At 32.2% G+C, this 20550-nt stretch carries 22 protein-coding genes; 1 reads left to right on the forward strand and 21 read right to left on the reverse strand.

Annotated features, from left to right (window positions below):
* Positions 1-46: 46 nt before the first annotated feature.
* The 19 genes from AMQ68_RS23595 to AMQ68_RS23685 form a co-directional block, all read right to left on the reverse strand.
* Complete coding sequence (locus AMQ68_RS23595; RefSeq protein ID WP_054513065.1) at positions 47-565, reverse strand: hypothetical protein; 519 nt, start codon at positions 563-565, stop codon at positions 47-49.
* Positions 566-684: 119 nt separating this feature from the next.
* The gene (locus AMQ68_RS23600) at positions 685-891 is read right to left on the reverse strand and encodes a hypothetical protein (RefSeq protein WP_054513066.1); all 207 of its coding nucleotides are present in this window, start codon (positions 889-891) and stop codon (positions 685-687) included.
* A 188-nt stretch (positions 892-1079) separates the two neighbouring features.
* The gene (locus AMQ68_RS23605; protein WP_054513067.1) at positions 1080-3782 is read right to left on the reverse strand and encodes a WG repeat-containing protein; all 2703 of its coding nucleotides are present in this window, start codon (positions 3780-3782) and stop codon (positions 1080-1082) included.
* A 44-nt stretch (positions 3783-3826) separates the two neighbouring features.
* Positions 3827-4078 carry a hypothetical protein gene (locus AMQ68_RS23610; protein WP_054513068.1) on the reverse strand — a complete coding sequence of 84 codons (252 nt, stop codon included), beginning with the start codon at positions 4076-4078 and terminating at the stop codon, positions 3827-3829.
* Between the two features lie 4 nt (positions 4079-4082).
* Positions 4083-4679: a hypothetical protein gene (locus AMQ68_RS23615; RefSeq protein ID WP_054513069.1), complete on the reverse strand. Its 597-nt coding sequence runs from the start codon at positions 4677-4679 to the stop codon at positions 4083-4085.
* 80 nt (positions 4680-4759) lie between these two features.
* Complete coding sequence (locus AMQ68_RS23620) at positions 4760-5308, reverse strand: hypothetical protein (protein WP_054513070.1); 549 nt, start codon at positions 5306-5308, stop codon at positions 4760-4762.
* Between the two features lie 4 nt (positions 5309-5312).
* Positions 5313-5729: a hypothetical protein gene (locus AMQ68_RS23625; protein WP_054513071.1), complete on the reverse strand. Its 417-nt coding sequence runs from the start codon at positions 5727-5729 to the stop codon at positions 5313-5315.
* Positions 5730-6035: 306 nt separating this feature from the next.
* A complete protein-coding gene (locus AMQ68_RS23630) occupies positions 6036-6827 on the reverse strand; it encodes an SDR family NAD(P)-dependent oxidoreductase (protein ID WP_054513072.1) in 792 nt (263 codons plus the stop codon).
* Positions 6828-6872: 45 nt separating this feature from the next.
* On the reverse strand, positions 6873-7454 hold the full coding sequence (locus tag AMQ68_RS23635) for a TetR/AcrR family transcriptional regulator (protein ID WP_054513073.1): 582 nt from the start codon (positions 7452-7454) through the stop codon (positions 6873-6875).
* Positions 7455-7531: 77 nt separating this feature from the next.
* On the reverse strand, positions 7532-8452 hold the full coding sequence (locus AMQ68_RS23640) for an AraC family transcriptional regulator (protein WP_054513260.1): 921 nt from the start codon (positions 8450-8452) through the stop codon (positions 7532-7534).
* 187 nt (positions 8453-8639) lie between these two features.
* A complete protein-coding gene (locus AMQ68_RS23645) occupies positions 8640-9542 on the reverse strand; it encodes an NAD(P)H-binding protein (protein WP_054513261.1) in 903 nt (300 codons plus the stop codon).
* 115 nt (positions 9543-9657) lie between these two features.
* On the reverse strand, positions 9658-10050 hold the full coding sequence (locus AMQ68_RS23650) for a helix-turn-helix transcriptional regulator (RefSeq protein ID WP_241775203.1): 393 nt from the start codon (positions 10048-10050) through the stop codon (positions 9658-9660).
* Complete coding sequence (locus AMQ68_RS23655) at positions 10019-10534, reverse strand: hypothetical protein (RefSeq protein WP_054513074.1); 516 nt, start codon at positions 10532-10534, stop codon at positions 10019-10021. Before AMQ68_RS23655 ends, AMQ68_RS23650 begins: the two co-directional genes overlap by 32 nt.
* A 1-nt stretch (position 10535) precedes the next feature.
* Entirely contained in the window at positions 10536-11687 is a 1152-nt protein-coding gene (locus AMQ68_RS23660) for a hypothetical protein (RefSeq protein WP_054513075.1), read from the reverse strand.
* Between the two features lie 226 nt (positions 11688-11913).
* Positions 11914-13017, reverse strand: a complete 1104-nt coding sequence (locus tag AMQ68_RS23665) for an aldo/keto reductase (RefSeq protein WP_198408899.1) — start codon at positions 13015-13017, stop codon at positions 11914-11916.
* Entirely contained in the window at positions 12977-13714 is a 738-nt protein-coding gene (locus tag AMQ68_RS23670) for an SDR family oxidoreductase (RefSeq protein WP_054513077.1), read from the reverse strand. The genes AMQ68_RS23665 and AMQ68_RS23670 overlap by 41 nt, the downstream gene beginning before the upstream one ends.
* 72 nt (positions 13715-13786) lie before the next feature.
* Positions 13787-14371, reverse strand: a complete 585-nt coding sequence (locus AMQ68_RS23675; protein WP_054513078.1) for a TetR/AcrR family transcriptional regulator — start codon at positions 14369-14371, stop codon at positions 13787-13789.
* Positions 14372-14462: 91 nt separating this feature from the next.
* The gene (locus AMQ68_RS23680; RefSeq protein ID WP_054513079.1) at positions 14463-15005 is read right to left on the reverse strand and encodes a GNAT family N-acetyltransferase; all 543 of its coding nucleotides are present in this window, start codon (positions 15003-15005) and stop codon (positions 14463-14465) included.
* A 16-nt stretch (positions 15006-15021) separates the two neighbouring features.
* Entirely contained in the window at positions 15022-15957 is a 936-nt protein-coding gene (locus AMQ68_RS23685) for a hypothetical protein (RefSeq protein ID WP_054513080.1), read from the reverse strand.
* A 103-nt stretch (positions 15958-16060) separates the two neighbouring features.
* On the opposite strand from AMQ68_RS23685, the gene pafA reads away from it, so the two are divergent.
* Complete coding sequence (gene pafA / locus AMQ68_RS23690; RefSeq protein ID WP_054513081.1) at positions 16061-17707, forward strand: alkaline phosphatase PafA; 1647 nt, start codon at positions 16061-16063, stop codon at positions 17705-17707.
* Between the two features lie 59 nt (positions 17708-17766).
* Here the strand turns inward: pafA and AMQ68_RS23695 are convergent, their stop codons facing one another.
* Positions 17767-18897 carry a lipopolysaccharide assembly protein LapB gene (locus AMQ68_RS23695; RefSeq protein WP_054513082.1) on the reverse strand — a complete coding sequence of 377 codons (1131 nt, stop codon included), beginning with the start codon at positions 18895-18897 and terminating at the stop codon, positions 17767-17769.
* Positions 18894-20549 (reverse strand): helix-turn-helix domain-containing protein, encoded by a 1656-nt coding sequence (locus AMQ68_RS23700; RefSeq protein ID WP_054513083.1) that lies wholly within the window; start codon positions 20547-20549, stop codon positions 18894-18896. The genes AMQ68_RS23695 and AMQ68_RS23700 overlap by 4 nt, the downstream gene beginning before the upstream one ends.
* Position 20550: the final 1 nt, after the last annotated feature.

A 20550-nucleotide genomic window follows, 5' to 3' on the forward strand; every position in this document is an offset into this window, starting at 1 on the left:
AATAGTTTTATTGGTTTTAGTTTTCGGTTTAAATATAATAATTAACTTAATATATATCAAATGTTTGAGCTAAACTTTTCCAATTATTTTTTTCATAATAATCCAATTTGCTATACCCATTTATATTGTTGATTGTATATGTTGCTTTTATATTTTTTAAGTCTTCATCTTCCATATACATACCTGTTACAGGATTATCTGGAAATTTTGCACTATTTGGTTCCTTAAAGAAAACTAGAATTTGAAAATAGCCATCAGTATAATTAGGTTTTACGGATGAACAGTAATTTTTTAATTGTTCTAAACTGATATCTTTCTTAACTTCAAAAAGAGTCATTTGATTAAAATTTCCATCGTTTGCTCGAAGCTCTTTTTTGCTGTCAATTTTTTTGATATCAGTATTTGTATATTCAGTATTATAATGGATTTCAGAATTTTGATTATCGGATATCAATGCTAAACTATCAACAGAAATAGGTGTTGTAGCGATTTCTTTATTGCTCTTATTACAACTAATAGAAATTATAAACAGGCCTAACAATAACAGATTATTTCTTTTACTCATGGTATTATTCTTTTTTATATTTCAAAAATATAAATACCCTAAGCGAATAAATTACGGAAACCCATAACAAAAAAATGCACCCCAAAGGATGCATTTATAATATATTATTCGGGGAAGAATTAATTCTTAGCTTTCTGCTCTTCTCTATATTTTTTAGCGTCTTCTAAAATTTGAGCATATGTTTTTCCTTCCAAGGGTTTGTGTTGAATCTTTCCTAAAATAAGATAAGCCGCCATTAGTTTGGCTTCATCATCACTTAGTTTTTGTTCTTTTCCAATAGCTTTTAGGTCTTGTTCCATTGTTGCATCACTGTATTTTCTGTCCATAGGATTTGAACAAGAAATGATGGTAAGTACTCATAGACACAGGATAAATTTTTTCATGGTTTTAATTTTTTAATGTGATATTCCAAATATAGGGAAAATAGAAGGGTTTATTTTTTGAGTCAATATTCAAGATGAACAGTTTTTATGGTGGGGGTAGTTTTATTTTAATACACACTTTTTAAGGATAATTAATGATATTCCTTAACACCCGGATCGTTTTGCCTTGCCACTATTTTGCCATCAATTGTATAAATGACTTGATCTGCACTGAAATAAATATCGTTGGCGAAAGTAATACGAGTATTTTTCGGTCCGAAAATAGTTTTTCCAGAATGAATATTGAGAATACGACCAACATAATTTCTTCTTTCATTTTCGTTTTCGTTTTTTCCTTCATAGATAATGGCGCTGGCAAAATCATTTTTATAGGAACGGGAGTCCGTTTTTGTAAGGTCATCATATTGAAAAGGAATGATCATTTTATCAAACTCAAAATTATAGAAGCCCATCTTTTGTGTTTTAGCAGATTTTAAAACAACACCGTTTTCAAAAATTCTTGACGGAGAGTATACATTAAATAATTCTGGATACATAAATTGTTTATCAATAGAAATGGGCTCAGAGAGAAGTATTTTCCCAGTCTGATCTGCAAAATAATACTGATTCTTATTTTTTACGATAGCGTAATGTTTATCGTTTGATGTGGTTACAAAAAGAGCATCTTCATAAATAGGAGCAAGCAGTTCTTTTTCATGATCATCTACCAATCCGGTTTTGCCGTTTTCTGTGTAGCTGAAAATTGTAATATCCAGCTTCGGATGATATTGTTTAAGAGCATATTTTCTTTCCGAATGCTCAAATAGATTAAATAAATTGGGAGAAGGGAAACTCCGAATCATAAGATAATAGTTTTTTCCATGCTGCGTGGCACTTATCGTCTTATTGTCATACACTTGTAGGTCTTCATATTCCGGGGGCAGGATATAGCTGAAGTTTTTATTCATCAAGCCGTATTTACCATCCTTTTTTACCCTGAAAATAGGATCATTCATGAACTGAAACTCATAAGGTTTAATATCTTCATATTCATAATTCAGGATACATTGGTAATGATCGTCAATTAATCCTAGCTTTCCATTCAGAGAAGCCAGAAAATAATTTCCTTTAAGATATTGTATAGAATCGAAAAGAGAAGGATAGGAAGCTTTGATATTTTCCTTTCCATCTGATTGATTGCTAACCAACATTCCATATGTATCGCCCGTTTTTATGAATGTGTAGTTTTCTAAATGATATTCAGGTGCTTTTTTAAGAGTGTAGGTTGGTTGTTTTCCATATTCCATGATATTGATATCAAGATCTTTAAAAAAACTGGTTATGGTTTTCTTTTTTTTAACCTCGGCTTTCTTTTCGGTAACGTTAGCTTGAAAAAAATTCTTTCTATGATCCTGAATGAAATTTTCCGCTGGGCGATAGGTAATCATGGAATCTGCTGCAAAAATATCCCGTTTAAAATATTTTTGGTCTTTATAGGTGAGGTAGATATCTTGCTCATACTCACGCATAGGAATAAAATCATATACAGCAGGTTGTAGAAGGCCGGCATTAAGGTTTAGAAATCCCCATAGATAGCCCTTTCGAAGGAATAGCAGGTTTCTTTTGTCTGATGCACTTCTACCATCCCAATTGTAAAATTCATCATATTCGGCATCAAGGATGAGCTGGGCTTTGTAGTTCATTAAACCTATTTTACCTTCTTTTTCGAACATCAACGTATTATTTCTGACAATTGAAGAACCGTAGTTAAAGAGGGAAATAGGATAATCAAACAGGATATTCATTTTTTTTCCGTTTACCATTCCGTTTCCGAATTCATCAATGTTTTCTAAGAGGGTTTCTTTGTAAATCTTATTGTCTTCAACACAATGGATACCCATTTTTCCGTTTCTTTTAAAAGGAATATAATGTTTTGATTCTTTGTATTCGCTTAAAGGTTTTTGAGCAGATTCATATGTATTGATGATTTGGTTAATGCTTTCGTTCTCGAAATAAACATCCTCAAATTCATTGATATATTGTAAACCCGATTCATTGGACAACGCATACAGTTTAACAGCTGAATTGTTTTTAACTTTAATAAGTTGAATATTCGATTTATTGAATGCTCTTCTGTTGAAAAATACTTCCTGAAGACCAGGTTCAAAATTACTTAGTAAGGTTGTCTCTATAGAGCTGCCCTGAGCAAGGACTTTCATTGTTTTTTTTTCAATCAGGCGGATATCACTTTTAGTTTTATAGGCTAAAAAATAGTCATCAGAATGATTAAGATTTACAAATTCAAAGTAGTCTTTAAGTAATACATTAAGATTATCATCGTAAAGGTTATGCCTAAAATCAAAACCTACCACCGCAATAAACTCTCCCAAGTATTGCACGACGTTATGGTATTCTAAAGGAAGAAGGATTTTACCGTTAATATCTGCAATACCGGATTTTCCGTTCTTTCTCAGAAGGATAAGATCTTTTTTAAGGCTTAGAACTCCTACTTCATCATAGATAGGAGGTATAATGTAGCGTTTTTCATTAGGACTGTAAATTCCCATTGTAGAAATGAGGCCCTTTTCGAAGGTTACTTTTTCAATACAGTGATCAAGATTAAGAATTGCTTTTTGGGTAAAATCATACGTAAGAATACTTTTCAGATGAACTTTGTATTGCCAGAGATCACTTTTTGTTTTTTCATCATCTGGATAGTCTTCCAGAACACATAAGGCATTTTGTATATCACCGATTTCATAATATTGTAATGATTGTTTTTTGAGCGAATCAATATTTTGAGCACCTAAAAACTGATGGAAAAATATAATGATTAAAAACAGATTTTTTTTCATCACAATGTTTTTTTCTTACCAATGAAATTACAAAAGATAGATTACTAGGATAAATTCCTGTCCGATTTTTCTTTCTTTAATTTATTCCAGTTATTAATATTCATGATCAAAATAGGAAGTAAAGCGATGGGAATTACAGACAAAGCGCTAAACCCTTTTTTAATGGTTAAGTAAAATGATGAAAAAAATAGAATAAGGATGGCAACCATGAGCATAATGGTAAGGATTTTCATTTTTTTTTCGTTGCTGATGAGTTCTTCGTTGGTGTATTCGGTTATTGGTTTAGTTTGTTTCATGGTTTTATTTTTTGTTAATGATTTCCAGTGTATTGATCGTTCCAACAGGGGCAATTTTGATATGTTTATCTCCTTTGGTTACATAAAAATAATAACTGCTGTTGATGTCGATCATGTATATCTCCGTAGGCTCGCCAGAACTGGAAATAATTTTATAATTGTATTGTAGAGATTGAGTATCAATTCTCCTGTTAATATTTGCCCCTTCACCTATTCCTAATCCTATAAACAAAGCGAGAAGCTCGAAGGCAACCATTATAGCAAACACAGGAACCATTTTCTTTTTGAGTTCTTGTTTATCACCTTCAGTGTTTATTTTATAGCTTCCTAATAACTTTTTGCTCCAGTTTTTATGGCTGTTTTTGAAAAGAATAATTTGAAATAGAAAGAATAAAATAACAACAGTAATGATAACAATGATGAGAATTGGGCTTGAGGCCATATCCGCAATAGGACTGATCAGAATATCGGTAATGGAGGAGTATTTTAAAATATTAATTCCTAATTGGTAAAAAAGAATACTTTCCTTTAAAAGTCCAAGAACGATAAGATATAAATAACCTAAAGGCAGTAATCCTTGAATTTTTTCTAGATATTTCATGGGTCTAATATATTATTTTCTTTTTTAATGCAAAAACGCATCATCTTTGATGCGTTTTATATTAAATGATAGGAATAAGATTATTTATCCCACTTCAAACCTTCTGTGTTGAATTCAAAGATCTGAGCGCCTTCTTGGAAGAATGTTACTTCCAACATTGCTTTTTTAGAATCTTTTATTTTTTTGATGAAATCTTTTGAATTATCTAAGAATATTACATTCCCGCTTCCGTCATTTGGTGAGCCATATGTATATTCTTTTGCAGGCTGATCGTCAAATTTCACTTTTACAGTTTTATTTCCGCCAATGCTTGTCATAAAACGCCCTTTAGATAATGTAAGCATTGCTTCACTTTCTTTTCCGTTATTCCTAAGGGTAATTCCTGCAGTAATTCCTCCATCATAAGGAAACTTCAGCTCAACTTTGTTAGTAGATTCAGCTTTAGCAAAATCATATTTAGTACCTTCCATTTTATCCTCATCTTGAGTGTAGGTCCAATTATCTTTTTTCTCTTCTCCAGCTTTTGTTTCTGTTTTTGCAGCATCACCTTCTTTTTTATCAGAACCTGATGATACGGCAAAGAATGCCATTGCTGCTACTGCGAATGCTGAAATTAAGTGCTTTTTCATGTTGTTAAATTGTTTTTATGTTATAAAATTTTTGTTTTCTAAAAAGGAACGGAAGTATAAGTCCAACCGATATAAAAGCGATATCCTTGATATCAAAAGTTCCATACAATACCTCCATCAAAATTGATAGTACTGATACAATAATAAACCATAAATAATAATTTTTAGAGGAATCTTCTTTCCACACGATTGAAATCAGAGATGAAAGAGCAAAAGCCCATAATCCGTCGGGTAAATTGAATTTTATCCAGCCTGGAAGAGCTATTGTATGAGGATTTAAATGTAATATTTTAAGGAAATATACAGATCTGTCTCTTGCCACCAAATAAATAACTGTACCAATAAGTAAAGGTATAATTACAGATAGTAAAATTGAGGAGGCAAATGATTTTTTACCATAGCCCAGCTTTTCGTGATTCATAAATGATCAGATGGGAAATTTTGATGATGTTATAATATTATTTTTTAGATCCTGAATCCTAGTGAAAATCTTGTAGAATTAAGAAGTGGAGTATGGGAGAGGTAGAAAAAAATAATCTGAATTTTTCATGTTTTTATGGTTATTAGGTGTTAGTTTTTTATGGCTTTTATATTTTTTTATAATAGCTTTTCAAATATAACAAAATAATTTTTATACACTGATTATTTTAGAAAAACTATTTTTATAATATAATTTATACAACTTCTACGAAAGTATTGAGTAAAATAATGATATTTCCACTAATACTTACATTGTTTTCAAAACCCCTCCGTCTGCTCTTAGGCTTGCTCCATTGGTGGCAATAGATAACGGACTGGAAAGATAGGTTGCTAGACTGGCAATTTCTTTAGGCTCGATAAATCTTTGTAATAAAGAATCAGGATTGGTTTGCTGAATAATGGCAGCTTTCATTTGTTCAACACTCATATTTTGAATTTTTGCAAAGTAATCAACGGTTTCAGCAACGCCTTCGGAATACGTTGGGCCACCAAGAATGGTATTAACGGTAACTTCAGTTCCTTTTGTTAATTTTGAAAGTCCATTACTGACTGCCATCATTGCTGCTTTTGTCATGCCATAATGAATCATATTTCCAGGAATATTTACGCCGGATTCACTGCTGATGAAAATGATTCTTCCCCAGTTTTTCTCCAACATTTTTGGCATAAGATGTCTGGATAATTTTACAGAGCTCATGACATTGATTTCAAAAATATGATACCATTCTTCATCAGAAATGGTTGTAAAATCTTTCAGTTCAAAAATTCCAATGTTGTTGATGAGAATATCAATATCATTCAATTGTTCAAGTAAATGATGGACTTCTTGTTGGTTAGAAAAATCAGCTGCGAGTCCTGAAATAGTAGCATCCGGAAATTGCTGCTGTAATTGAAAAACAGCTTTTTCTGTTTTCAGTTTTTGTCTTCCGTTGATGATTACTTCAGCGCCTTCTTCTAATAATTGTTGAGCGATGGCAAAGCCAATTCCTTGTGTTGAACCACTGATGAATGCTTTTTTTGATGTTAATTCTAAATTCATATTATTTAATTATGTAATGATCGATACAAAAATCAATAAAAAAAATTAGCTGAGAACAGCCAATTGTATTTCTATTTGTTGAGACAGAGTCGTTTTATCGGGATACATTCGTCTTAAGGTATTCAGCCCACACCAAAATGTGATGAGGTATTTTCCTAAGATGGATGCATCGGTTTTATTTTTCATACTGTCATTTTCCTGTGCCTTTCGGATGGCTTCAGTATACATTTCTTCAACTTCTTTTAAGATGTTAACAGCTTCATGTTCCAGATCTTTATCCACGTAGGCCATTTCTACGACTGTGTTTGCGATAATACAGCCCTTTAAATGTGATGCTTCATTTTCCTCAGCAATACTTCTGAAAAAGTCTTTAATTAAATGAATTGGGGATTCACTTTTTTCCAATTCGCTCTTAAAGTCTATAAATGCTTGCCTTCTTTGGCTCATCGCTTCTTTGAAAACCTGCTTTTTTCCTCCTTTAAAAGTATTGTAAAAACTACCACTTCCTGCCCCGGTGATGGTTAATAATTCATTTAAAGAAGTTGCGGTATAGCCTTTTTTCCAGAAAATTTCTTGTGCTTTCTGAATAAGTTCCGAGTTGTCATAAATTTGGGGTCTGCCTCTCATTTTATTTTTGTAATGATCGATACAAAAATATGAAAAAAATTATTAGCTGAATTAAAAATTAACGTAAAAATATAATTTTAATTAAACGACTGCCTGAATTCCAACGGTGAAACCTTCGTTTTGTTTTTAAATAATTTGCTGAAAGACTGGGGATGTTCAAAACCTAATTCATACGCAATTTCACTGACAGATAATTGAGTAGTTGATAATTTTTCCTTTGCTTTTTTAATCAGTTTTTCATGAATGTGTTGCTGAGTACTTTGTCCGGTTAAGACTTTTAATAATCCGGTTAGATAACTCGCCGAAACATTCAATTGATCGGCTACAAATTGTACAGAAGGAAGTCCTTTTGTGATCAGGTCTTCATTGTTGAAATAATCATTTAATAACTTTTCTAATGAATCAAGGATCTTATGATTGGAAATTTTTCTTGTAATAAATTGCCTTTGATAAAAGCGTTCAGCGTAATTCAACAACGTTTCAATCTGTGAAATAATAATATTCTGACTGAATTGGTCAATATTCGAATGATACTCGTTTTGAATATTCTGTACCACATTTTTAACAACATCTTCTTCCTTTTCGGAGAGAAATAAAGCTTCCTTCACAGAATAATCAAAATACTCATAATGTTTGATATTTTTGGCTAAAGAAGTATTCCAGAAGAAATCGGGATGAATGAGTAAAATCCATCCTGTATGTTTTGTTTGTAAGCTAGTATCCGGATCTAGGGTTACACCGAAAACCTGTCCCGGAGCCATAAAAAACATTACCCCTTCATCAAAATCATATTCCAGTTGACCATATTTTATTTTTGCATTGGAAGTTCTCTTAATAGAAATCGAATAAAAATCTAAAATCCAACTCAGTTCTTTGATATCAGGATCATGACTGATTGTACTGTAATCTATCACACTAATCAATGGATGCTCAGGTTTTGGCAGTCCACGGAACTGATGGAATTCACTGATGGTTTTGAGTCTGATGGGCTGTTTCATTAGGCCTAAGTTAATTGTTTCTGATGATTTTTTAGTAAAACATATTTGCTGTTTTATAAAGTTTTCAGCTTCGCTCAAACTGACACACATAAAAACCAAAAATATAAAAGTTAGTATTAGCGATGTCATCCTGAGCGAAGTCGAAGGATCTCTCTTTTGTTAGATTACATTAAGACAAAAAACAATTTTACTTATTAAAATATGCTTTAGCAAAATCTTCAGCAAAATCCTTTACTTTCACATTTCCCAGAGCAGGTCTGTTTTGGTAATAATCTTCATATAAAACGCCATTTCCTCTGGCAATATTCATTTCAACAAAACCTTTAGCAGTTTTAGGATTCATTCCTGCGCTGATCATGCCATTGAGTACATCTTCATCAGGAACAGTCAGCCATTTCAGTGCTGGATTTCCAATAGCTTCACCCAACGTTTTTGCAATATCATTAGGCGAAATTTCTTCACTCGCAATATAACGAACTTCTCTGCCTTTAAATGGTTTTTCAATCTCTTCAGCAATGGCATTGGCGATATCTAAAGGCGAAACCCAAGCTTCTTTTTCGTCTCCACCATAATTCTGAATGATGGCGCCTTGTGATTTAATAGTGGGAATAAAAGAATACATATTGTAATAAAATCCCACCGGACGCATAAATTTAATGGAAACATCTTGAGGAAGTTCATTTAAAATCTTTTCTACATTATAATGGAAAGCAAGAATTCCGTTTCCGCTTGGAAGGTGAGCGCCAATACTGCTGAGGTGAACAATCTTCTTCACGCCTGATCTTTCAAAAGCTTCTTTGTAATTTTTTCCAATCTGAGTATTCGCTTCAATAAAATCTACGTTATGATCAAAAAAAACTCCTGCATTTAACGCTTCCATGGCATACACAATATCTGCACCTGTAAATGTTTTGCTTAAAAAATCCACATCTTCCATAGATCCAATGGCCGCTTTAGCACCCAATGCTTCAATTTCTGATTGTCTTTCTGTATTGCTGCTTACAACAGTAACCGAATGTCCTTTGTTGATGAGTTCTTTGGTCAGTGGCTTGCTGATATTTCCTAGAGAACCTGTTACGATAATTTTCATTTTAACTTGTTTTTTATTGAAACAAAGTTCCGACATCCTGTAAAAGATGATGTATCCAAATCTACTTTTTACGTAGTCGAAAAAAAATCTCTATTATTGGATAGAGACTTGAATTTTAATATGATTTATTTTTTGACTTCAGTTCCAAAGGTGAAATTCCATACAATTTTTTAAACGTAAAAGAAAAATGAGAGAGATCTTCAAAGCCAAGATCAACATAAATATCTGTCCGTTTTTTATGCTCTTTATCCAAAAGGAAATAAGCTTCCTGAAGACGTTTATTCATCAGCCATTTTCCGGGAGTGGTGTTGAAAATTGCTTTCAATTCTCTTTTAAAAGTCGATAAACTTCGTCCTGTCATAAAAGCAAAACGTTCCAGACTGATGTTGAATTTATAATTATGATTCATAAACAGCTCCAAATCAATTTTATGCGGAACATTGAAATTGAAGAAAATATCTTTAAGATCAAGATTGCTAATTGATTTTTCTGAATTTAAAATTATCAATTTTATCTCTATAATTTTCAATATCAGTCATCATGAATTCCAATAAATTACTTCTTTTTAACTTCGTGTTTTTGCTATATAAATCTTTTCTAATGTTTAGAAGTAATTCAGACAGTTGAGCTAAAAGAATTATTCCATATTCATTATCATCATAAGATTCTTTATTAAAGAAAGACTGCATTATTGTATTATAAGAATTAACGACTTCATCTGAACCAAAAGTAATTAGGTTGAAAGCTGCTTTTTTATATTCTAAAGTCAGCATTTTTTGTATTCCATTATTCTTTTCATCTTCATCAAGCGTACCAGTCAATGCATATATAAATGGCTCTAATAATGTTTCATAAATTTTTATTTTATTTTCTCTTGCTTTTTCTTCAATTGATAAAAATTCTTCACGTTTTGCTTTTAGAAACCAAGAAATTACACCTCCAATTGTTATTAAAATTGGACTAATTAATGCTATTAAAATTTTGCCATCCATGTTATATTTTTTCAGGATTAATATCTTTAGTAATTGTTTTTATATCTTCTTTGATTTCTGTAAGTTCAAAAATGATGCTTCTTTGATTGTTTGTATCTTCAATAAGAGTTTTATATTCTTTTTCAAGAGAAATTGAAAATTCAAATTTTCTATTTTTCAATAATTTAATATCCTTTCTAATATTTGCTATTTTTTCAATAAGAGGTTCAATATTTCTGTCATAATTTGGTTTGTTATTTCTAATAAATAAAGCATCTTGTAAAAAAGGCTCTAAAACTTTTTCGTTAATTTTATTAAAATCTGTTTCAGAAATAGGATTATTATTTTCGTCAAAGTTTCCGTTAATAACATGATAATAGTTAAGAAGTGCTTCATTGCTTATTTTGACTTCACTAATATTTAAATAATTCAAAAGATTTCTAGCATTATAATCATTAACCAATTGAGCAAAACTGTCCATCAGTTTGCTTAATTCACTTCTTAATAACATTTTTTTTTCAAATAAATCCTTTGAATGAGAATCGTATTTTGCATAAATTGTTTCGAATAATTCGGGGAGAAAATCAAGTATATTGTATAGCTTGCTATATTTTTTTAACCAATTTTCTTCTTGAAGTAAGAAAAACACAAAACCTTTATAAATTTCAAGTCTATCAGTTTCTAAAATTCGAGAATACTTTCTTGATGTGGTTCTGTATAAAATATTAGTGAATAAATCATCTCTTTTTTCTAATTCTATATATTGCTTTATTTTATCAGTTTTTTCATTTATATCATTTACTATATCTTCTAAATCAATTGCTAATAAAGATAAATTATAATAACTCGATATTTTTTCATCCCTTATTTTCTTTACTTTTTCATTTGATATACCTTCATTAAACTGTCCAATTTGTATTTGATTGGCTTTAATTTGCATATAAAATGCTAAGAAGGTTAAAAATACTCCACCTAACGCAATAAAAGGGTTCATAATTCCACCTAATGTATCTCCTATTTGTCCTGTGCCGGTAAAATCTAAGTCTGATTTAGATGCATTAATAGTTAATATATAAGGTGCAAAAAATGAAAAAATAATAATTAATATTGATAGACCTAAAAGAGAAGTTGTAACCCAATCCCAATTTTTAATTTGATTTAAATTTTTTTGCATTATAGCTATTAGTTTTTTTCAAAATTAATAAAATAAAAACATTAAAATTATGGAAAGCCATAATCAAGATTTATTAAAATTCAAATAAGACGCCCCCCGAGAAATAAAATATGTGAAATCAATTTCTACTAATAAACGAAGTAATTTTTGATAAACCCACAAAAAAGCCAGCGCAAAGAAATTACGCTGACTCGTCTATGAAATTTATATATTGAAACTTGCCGAATTAAGCGACAGGAGTTTTCTGTATCATCAGTCCTGAGTTTTCACCAAAGATTCTTTGTTGGGAATTGGCGATAACTTCGTGGGGTGAGCCAAGCTCGATGTTGCTTACTTCATTCAGTTGTTGGATTTGCTCGTTTGAAAGAATAACTGATAACGACTCAAGATTATCATCAAGCTGAGTGAGATTTTTAACACCAAGAATCGTTACGGTAGACAATGAACTCTGATTGTGTTTTTGACGCAACCAAGCCAAGGCAACCTGACCGACTTTCACATTTTTTTCTTCTGCTATTTGAACAAGAGTGTCGATGATGGCGGTTTCACGGGAGCCTTCTTCACCTTTTAGAAGATAGCCGTTCCATTCTTTTTTGCGGAAAGTTTCTTCTGATTCGGGATTACGGTATTTTCCGGTCAGCGAACCGCCTGCAAGAGGAGACCAAAACGCAACGCCTAAACCAAGCGCTTCAGCCATAGGAAGCAATTCTCTGTCGGGAGTTCTTTCGATCAAATTATATTCAATCTGAATTCCCACGATCGGTGACCATCCACGCAAATCAGCCATTAGTGAAGCATTAGCAATTCTCCAAGCCGGAAAATTTGAAAATCCTGCATATAGAATTTTTCCGTCTCTCACCAAGTCGTCAAATCCGCGAACGATCTCTTCGATTGGTGTTTGTCCGTCCGAAAGATGTGCCCAATACAGATCGATATAATCTGTATTCAGTCTTTTCAAGCTGGCTTCCACTGAACGGATGAGGTTTTTACGACTGTTTCCGGTGGTTAATAATTCGTTGCCGCCCATTGTATATTTTGTGGCTAAGACTAGATTTTGACGTTTATCAGCGATCATTTTGCTTAATAATTCTTCTGATTCGCCCAATTGATAGCCGTCGGCGGTGTCTATGAAATTTCCGCCTGCTTCAAGGTATTGGTCAAAAACTTTTTGAGCTTCTTCTGGTTGGGAGCCGTAGCCCCATTTTGTTCCGAAGGTTCCGGTTCCTAAAGCCAGTTCTGAAACTCTAAGTCCAGTTTTGCTGCCGAAAATTTTGTATTTCATGACTTTCTTAATTATTAAAAGTCGCAAAAGCTCCTTCAGTAGCTGCAAAGAAGCTGTTATATAAAATACCTGTATTTCCTACACGGATCTCATAAATATTCTCCTGAAGTCCTTTTACAAGATCTTTGGCAACATCAGAAGCTGGAATTCCGTTTTCTTTACCTCCAATTTCTGCGGAGAAATCTGTGGCAACCAAAGGCGGCATCAATTCAAAAACTTTTACGTTGGTATCTTTAGCCAATTCGTATCTCAATAATTGGGTGTGAGAGTGAAGCGCTGCTTTTGAATCTGAATACGTTGGAAGATGAGATCCTGGAACAAAACCGACGATTGAAGAAACATTAACAATTGCCGCTTCATTTTGTTCTTTCAATAGAGGAAGGAATTTTTCTGACAGTCTGATGGGTGCGAAATAATTGGTTGTAAATTCTGCCAATGCTTTATCATGTGCATTTCCATCATTTGCAATATTGTAGACGTAAGCATTCCCTGCATTATTTATCAAGATATTTAACCCTCCGAAACTTGTTTTTACTTCTTCGAATAATCTGTTGACATCATTTTCATTGGTAATATCTGCCTGAATGGTAAATACATTTTCTAAATCTTTAGCGGCTGCATCTAGTTTTTCTTTATTTCTTCCTACAATAATAATTTTGTTGGATGGGCTTAATGCTTTTGCAATTTCTAAACCGATTCCTGAACCTCCGCCTGTGATAAGGATGGTGTTGTTTGTAATGTTCATAATGTTTTGTTTTTTTGAATTTGTATTATATTTCTATATTGTACTATTTAGTACAAAATTGTTTAAATTTTTTTAATCGAGTATTTTAAGATTAAGCTCAATGATTGATGTAAGTATTTTAGGTGAACTTTCCATACGCTTTGTAACATGAATTCCATTCCATAGATTCGTAAGATGCCATGCTAAAATTTCTGAGTCTTCCGTGCTTTTTATCTGTCCGCTTTCCTGTGCTTTTTGTATCGCTTTTGCAAAAACTTGTTGCAATTTTCTTAGCAATTCACCAGATATCTTTTTTATGTCTTCATCTTTATCAGACAATTGAACCAAGGCATTTCCTAAGTAACATCCTCTTTCTTTATCGAATCCGGACCCATTTGCTAATCCTAAAAATAGTTGTTTGATAAAGTCTATTTGATTATCGGTTTTTGCAATTTGGTCAACTAATTTATGATGAAAATTCTCTGAAAATTGTTTGATAGATCGAGCATATAATTCCTGTTTTCCACCTTTGAAAGCCAAATAAAAACTTCCTTTTCCAATTCCCATTGCTCCCAAAAGTTCATCTGCAGAAGCCGTGTCGTAGCCTTTGTCTTTAAAGACTTCAGTGGCTCTATTTACAGCTTCTTGTTCATTGAATATTTTTGGTCTGCCTGCCATTTGGGTTTATTTTCTGTAGCAAAGGTATATAATTGTACTGATTAGTACAAAATAAAATTTCGAATATCTTTTATAGTTTTTGTCGATAAAGCTAGAGGAGAGTTTCATAACTCATAAACAAAGCTGTCTCTGAAGAATCATTGTATAATTTAGTATTGATTCCAGTAATTGTAAAACCTGCTTTTTGATAGAATTTTACAGCGGGATAATTGGTGTTTTGAGTTTCAAGTTCAACTATTCTGCACTTGAGCTCTCTGGCTCTTTTGTTAACATTTTTAAGTAATAATCTTCCGATACTTTGTCCTCGAAATTTTTCACTGATCAATAGATTTTCGATAAAAAGACTATTATTCCATTCTCGAAATTCACAGATAACCCAACCTACTAATTCATCATCATGAAAAGCTCCGAAAGAATGTCCTTGTTCAATAATTGTATTGAGCTCAGCAATATTCTCAGAATTTGTTTCCCATATTTTTGTGTAAGATTGGTTCTTCTCTCTTAGACTAAATTCAAAAGTATTTGCCATTTCAATACTTGAAACGGCGTATGTTTTATCTGTTTTATAACCATTTAATCCCCAATTTAACGTTGGGTTATTGTGAAGTTTTTCGAGTTTTTTAATATCTATCATAAAATGACTTGAAGTATTAATAAGAATTTATTTTTTTTAAATGCCATCTAGATTCAACTCCAAAAGTAATTTTATTTTTTAAGTGATTTACGAAAATTGATGATTGGTGAATATCATATACGGGTTTGAAAATTTCATGAATAGTTTCACGTTTTAAAGCTACATCAGTTAAATCAATTCTATCAAACAATGTTAGGATTTTAGGTTCAAATTCTCCTATTATAAAAGGGACTTCATTAGAACTGAATGATCTGTCAAAAAGAATTCTTAGTGCATAATTATTATTTAGTGAATCTCTATATTGTATGAAAATATCAAATATATTTATATCTAACGGTGATTCAATAGGAATTTTTATGCTGTAATTATTAGGAAAACTAGCGTAAATTCCTCTTTCGGAAATAGACCAAATTTCATCGTCCCATAAATTTAAGTTTAAATGCTTTTTTGAAATATTTTTTACATAGCCCTCAATAAAATCTTTTTTTATTATGTCTTCTTCAAAATATGTAATGTAATGCCAAATATCAACATCAAAAGCTATTCTACCGCTTTCATTTTTAATTATTAAATAATTAACATTATTATGTATTTCAGTTTCATATTGAAATATGGGTAAATTAGCAATTCTTATTTGTTCATGTTGAAATTTATTTGATTCTTCTTGAGCATTTGCTGACCTTTTAAGTTCGTCACGTGTTAATATTAATTCATCACGTTGAAGTTTTAATTCTTTTCTCTGTAAAAGTATTGTATAAATAATACCACCAAATGCAAGTCCTGAAAATAATGAATTTAATGCTCCAAAACTATCTCCAAAAGTGCCGCGCTCAGTCCAGGTAGTAAATATTAAATTAACTAAAACCACTGAAATTATCCATAGAATGAGTATTACAATAAAAAGCCAAATTAGAGGATTTAATTTTTCTTCATTATTTTTTTCGTTTTCCATTTCTTTATTCTTCTAAATTACTAATTATTCTCAAAATTAATCAAAATTTCACACACCAAAACTTTCAAAACACGTAAATTTGTTCTCAATAAAAATTTACTAGATGCTTAGGAAAATTTCAATTGCGGCAGCAACTTTTCTGTCCGTAGTTACAATCAATGCTCAGAAGAATAAAAATTCTCAATTAGAAAGACCCAAATTAATGGTTGGGCTCGTGGTGGATCAAATGCGTTGGGATTATTTGTACCGATTTTACAATAAATTTGGAAATGATGGTTTCAAAAGGTTATTGAATTCAGGATATTCTCTGAATAACGTTCATATTCCTTATGTTCCTACCGTTACTGCTTTGGGGCATACTTCTATTTATACAGGATCGGTTCCGGCGATTCACGGGATTGCAGGAAATGACTGGAATGATAAAGAAACCGGTAAAAATGTATACTGTACAACAGATGAAAGTGTGCAGCCTGTGGGAACAACCAATGCAAAAGTGGGAAGTCATTCTCCAAAAAACCTTTGGTCTACAACGGTAACAGACGAGCTAAGATTAGCAACCAATTTCCAAGGAAAAGTTATTGGTGTTTCTTTGAAAGACCGTGCTTCTATTCTTCCTGCCGGACATACGCCGAACGGAGCGTTTTGGTTTGATGATTCTACAGGAAATTTCATTACAAGTACTTGGTATATGAATGATTTACCACAATGGGTAAAATCTTTCAACTCTCAGGATTTACCGGGAAAATTAGTAGCGAACGGTTGGAATACCTTACTTCCAATCAATCAGTATACAGAAAGTTCACCAGATAATTCTTCTTGGGAAGGGTTGTTGGGAAGTGCAAAAACACCCACTTTTCCTTATAGTAATTTAGCTAAAGATTATCAGGATAAAAAAGATAACATCCGTTATACACCTTTTGGAAATACGTTGACATTAAAGTTGGCTGAAGCTTCTGTAGAAGGAGAGAAATTAGGAAGTGATGATATCACCGACTTTTTAGCAATCAATTTAGCATCAACAGATTATGCAGGTCATAAATTTGGACCTAATTCTATTGAGGTTGAAGATGTTTATTTAAGATTAGACCAAGATTTAGCTCAGTTTTTCAACTACCTGGATTCAAAAGTTGGAAAAGGGGAGTACACTGTTTTCCTTTCTGCTGACCATGGTGGAGCACATTCTGTAGGATTCTTGAAAGAACATAAACTTCCAACAGGTTTCTTCGGAGAAGGAATGGAGAAAGATATCAATGATAAATTAAAAGCAAAATTTGGGGTTGATAAACTGATCAATGCGGTGGATAATTACCAGGTATATTTCGATAGAAAATTGTTGAAAGACAATAAACTGGAACTGGATGATGTAGTAGATTTCACGGTGAAAGAATTAGAAAAAGATCCTACCGTTTTATTCGCAGTTTCTGTGACGAAAGTTCAGCAGTCTACAATTCCTGAGCCTATCAAACAAAGAATTATCAACGGAATTAACAGACAGAGAAGTGGAGATATTCAATTGATCTCTCATGATTCTATGTTGCCTCCATATGCAAAAACAGGAACTACACACAGTGTTTGGAATTCTTATGATGCACACATTCCATTAATTTTTATGGGTTGGGGCGTTCAGCATGGAGAAAGCAATAAGCCTTATTTTATGACGGATATTGCACCTACTGTTTCTTCATTATTGAAAATTCAGTTCCCAAGTGGAAACGTTGGAAATCCTATCACGGAAGTTATCGGAAAATAATTCCATCGAAAAACATATAATAAAAGCATTCCTTTTTTTGAGGGATGCTTCTATTGTTTTTAGGATCTTCTGAGTTTTTGAATCTTCCCCTGATAATTTCGATTCTGTTTTCTAACCTTTATGATAAAATATAAAAGGAATGCCATAATCATAGCAGCAATACTTATAATAGCAATTCTGAAAAAACGGTATTGAGTTTTTATTTCTCCGCTTTTCTTGGCTGTTTCCATATTGTAATTATTGATGGAATGGTTGATGGAGCTCAGTTCATTTTGCTCTCTTTTAAAGCGCATTTCAAAATACTTTTTATTGTAAGTTTGATAAAGCTCCGGTTTTCCCATCGCGAGATAATTTTCAGACATTTCTTTATAAATTCCTTCGTTAAGAACGAGGTCGCCTGTATTTTTAGAAAGATTTTCAGCTTGTGTTAAAAGTTGTAAAGCAGTCTCATTTTCGCGTTTCTGTTTATGCATTTCGGCCAGACCTTTCAGGGCAAATGCTTCTAAACTTTTAGCACTGTCTTTTTGAGCATACTCAATAGATTCTTGAAAAGCAGATTGTGCCTTTTCCAGCTGATTGAGGTTGATGTAGCAATATCCGATATTGTAATAAACAATACTCATATTGGCAGATGTATTTTTTTTATCCTCTATTTTTTCAAAGTTTTTAATGGAGATCAGAAATTTTTCGAGGGCAATTTCAGAATTAGATTGGCTTTTATAGATCATTCCACGAATGGCGTAACTTCTGGCCGTTTCAAAAAACTTTTCGGAAGCGTTGTCTGGCAGTTTTGCAAGAATAGCATCGGCTTCGTTGAGTACTTCAAGGCTTTTGCTGAAAAGCTCCATCTGTTGATATTGTATGGCCACAGAGATCAAAACATTGGTTTGGGTTTTTAGATCATTTGATTTTTGAGCCAATTCTTTAGCTTTTAAAATATATTGCAGAGATTCATCAAAATTTCTTTTGGCAATATTGGCCGTTGAAAGAAGAAGATAAATGGCAATAGATTTATTAATGTCTTTTTCCTTCTTTAACAAATTTTTTCCGATGCTTATTGCTTTTTCCGGATTGTCATAAAGTTGAAGACGTGCTATTTTCATCAGAGAATCATCAGATATTTTTTGCCCATTGATTGAAATCAGACCAACTAAAAATAGGAACGTAATTGTTTTTAATACTAATTTCATGAGAGTCTGTTTTTACTGATTTCCTGAATGTAAACGTTTGGAGACATTCCGGTGACGGATTTGAAAACGGTGGTAAATGCACTGTGAGAAGAGAATCCCGAAAACTCAGCCAGATAGCTTACTTTGTAACTAAGATATGTAGAATCTGTTTTTAATAAATGAGCGATATGGTTGATTCTTAATTCATTAATGTATCCGTTGAAGTTTTTTCCTTTGTTATTGTTAATGACTTCAGAAAGGTACTTGGTATTCACGCCCATTTGTGCTGAAAGCATAGAAAGCGACATGTTTTTGTTTAAATACCGATCTGAATGTTCCCATTCTTCCAATTTTTGTAGAATTTCACCTTCTTTTTCTTTGGAGATCTTGTTAGAATCTTTTTCAAGTGTTTTATCGATAATAATAACTTGTTCTTCTGTTTCTTCAGGAACGGCTATATGAATTATCTGTTCCCATTTTTTTTGTTTTTCAAAGAAGTCGATTTGTTTTTGAAGGTCTTTATTTCGTCTGGTTTCAATGAAGAAATAGATCATTAAACCAATGATCACTACGAACGTGACCGTTACTAAGCTCCATAGTTTTTTTGACTCATTTTGTTTTTGGAATTCAAGATTTTGAGTTTGATGATTTTCGACCAATTTTACAATATACCGAATACCTTCTTTTGCATTGGAATCTAGTTTTGTTCTCAGATCCATATAAAGTTTATTGTAATAATGGTATTTTTCATCATTATGAAGGGCTAAATAACTTTTGGCTAAAGACTCATATATTTTAATTTTCAACCCGTTGTAGGGAAGGCTTTCAATCTTTAAAAGTCCTTTTTCTAAGTGTTGAATTGATGTGTTATAATCTTGTTTGAGGAAGAAATAACGTGACATGTTTTCATAAGCCAGTGCATGTAGAGAAGAGTTATTGTTTTGGTTTTCAATAGTATAAATGGTTTTTTCAAGCAGTTTTTCAGCTTCCTCAAGTTTGTTTTGCCTCATTAAATAAGAAGACTTGAAGATGTTGTTTTCAAGTCCTGTAATTTTATTTTCTTCATTTTGAGGAGTGATAAACTGATCACTTTTTTTAAGGTTTTCCAGCGCTGAAACATAATTTCTATTGATCCCGAAATTAATAGCCTGAAGCTGGTAAAGCTTAGCAATCGTTATTTTCACCTTAGGGTTTTCGCTTTTAGTGAATAATTTACTATCAGACAGTAGGTTAGAAATGATTTCCTGAGATTGATGATAGAGATTTAAATTCTGATACTGATCGGCAAGACTATAATCTCCAAACATCTGCATAAAATAGGAAAGTCCTTCTTTCTCACTGTTCTCTTTTTGGCTAGAAATATTCACAGACTGCACATAGTCTCCTTTCATTGCATAGGCTTGAGAAATAATGTTTTGCAGAACAATCTTATGTTCAATATTTTGATCGCTTATGAGAAGACTTTGAGAGTAGCTTATACAATCATCCGGATTTTGATATAATTTCTGAAAAGCTTTATCTGCTAGAATAGTAAAGTCGGGACTAGATTGCCCATTTATAATAATTGAAAAGAGGAGTAGGGCTAATAGTAGGAGGTCCCTTTTTATTATTGTTTTGAGAAATAATTTCTTTTTTGTGGACTTTTTCTCAATATCCTTACAATCTGTGCTCAAA

Source organism: Chryseobacterium sp. ERMR1:04 (genome assembly GCF_001297705.1).
Lineage (GTDB): Bacteria > Bacteroidota > Bacteroidia > Flavobacteriales > Weeksellaceae > Chryseobacterium.

Bases quoted from the DNA above. Each gene is read 5' to 3' on its own strand.
- AMQ68_RS23595 (WP_054513065.1), bottom strand. From the start codon at position 565: ATGAGTAAAAGAAATAATCTGTTATTGTTAGGCCTGTTTATAATTTCT.
- AMQ68_RS23600 (WP_054513066.1), bottom strand. From the start codon at position 891: ATGGACAGAAAATACAGTGATGCAACAATGGAACAAGACCTAAAAGCT.
- AMQ68_RS23605 (WP_054513067.1), bottom strand. From the start codon at position 3,782: ATGAAAAAAAATCTGTTTTTAATCATTATATTTTTCCATCAGTTTTTA.
- AMQ68_RS23610 (WP_054513068.1), bottom strand. From the start codon at position 4,078: ATGAAACAAACTAAACCAATAACCGAATACACCAACGAAGAACTCATC.
- AMQ68_RS23615 (WP_054513069.1), bottom strand. From the start codon at position 4,679: ATGAAATATCTAGAAAAAATTCAAGGATTACTGCCTTTAGGTTATTTA.
- AMQ68_RS23620 (WP_054513070.1), bottom strand. From the start codon at position 5,308: ATGAAAAAGCACTTAATTTCAGCATTCGCAGTAGCAGCAATGGCATTC.
- AMQ68_RS23625 (WP_054513071.1), bottom strand. From the start codon at position 5,729: ATGAATCACGAAAAGCTGGGCTATGGTAAAAAATCATTTGCCTCCTCA.
- AMQ68_RS23630 (WP_054513072.1), bottom strand. From the start codon at position 6,827: ATGAATTTAGAATTAACATCAAAAAAAGCATTCATCAGTGGTTCAACA.
- AMQ68_RS23635 (WP_054513073.1), bottom strand. From the start codon at position 7,454: ATGAGAGGCAGACCCCAAATTTATGACAACTCGGAACTTATTCAGAAA.
- AMQ68_RS23640 (WP_054513260.1), bottom strand. From the start codon at position 8,452: ATGAAACAGCCCATCAGACTCAAAACCATCAGTGAATTCCATCAGTTC.
- AMQ68_RS23645 (WP_054513261.1), bottom strand. From the start codon at position 9,542: ATGAAAATTATCGTAACAGGTTCTCTAGGAAATATCAGCAAGCCACTG.
- AMQ68_RS23655 (WP_054513074.1), bottom strand. From the start codon at position 10,534: ATGGATGGCAAAATTTTAATAGCATTAATTAGTCCAATTTTAATAACA.
- AMQ68_RS23660 (WP_054513075.1), bottom strand. From the start codon at position 11,687: ATGCAAAAAAATTTAAATCAAATTAAAAATTGGGATTGGGTTACAACT.
- AMQ68_RS23670 (WP_054513077.1), bottom strand. From the start codon at position 13,714: ATGAACATTACAAACAACACCATCCTTATCACAGGCGGAGGTTCAGGA.
- AMQ68_RS23675 (WP_054513078.1), bottom strand. From the start codon at position 14,371: ATGGCAGGCAGACCAAAAATATTCAATGAACAAGAAGCTGTAAATAGA.
- AMQ68_RS23680 (WP_054513079.1), bottom strand. From the start codon at position 15,005: ATGATAGATATTAAAAAACTCGAAAAACTTCACAATAACCCAACGTTA.
- AMQ68_RS23685 (WP_054513080.1), bottom strand. From the start codon at position 15,957: ATGGAAAACGAAAAAAATAATGAAGAAAAATTAAATCCTCTAATTTGG.
- pafA (WP_054513081.1), top strand. From the start codon at position 16,061: ATGCTTAGGAAAATTTCAATTGCGGCAGCAACTTTTCTGTCCGTAGTT.
- AMQ68_RS23695 (WP_054513082.1), bottom strand. From the start codon at position 18,897: ATGAAATTAGTATTAAAAACAATTACGTTCCTATTTTTAGTTGGTCTG.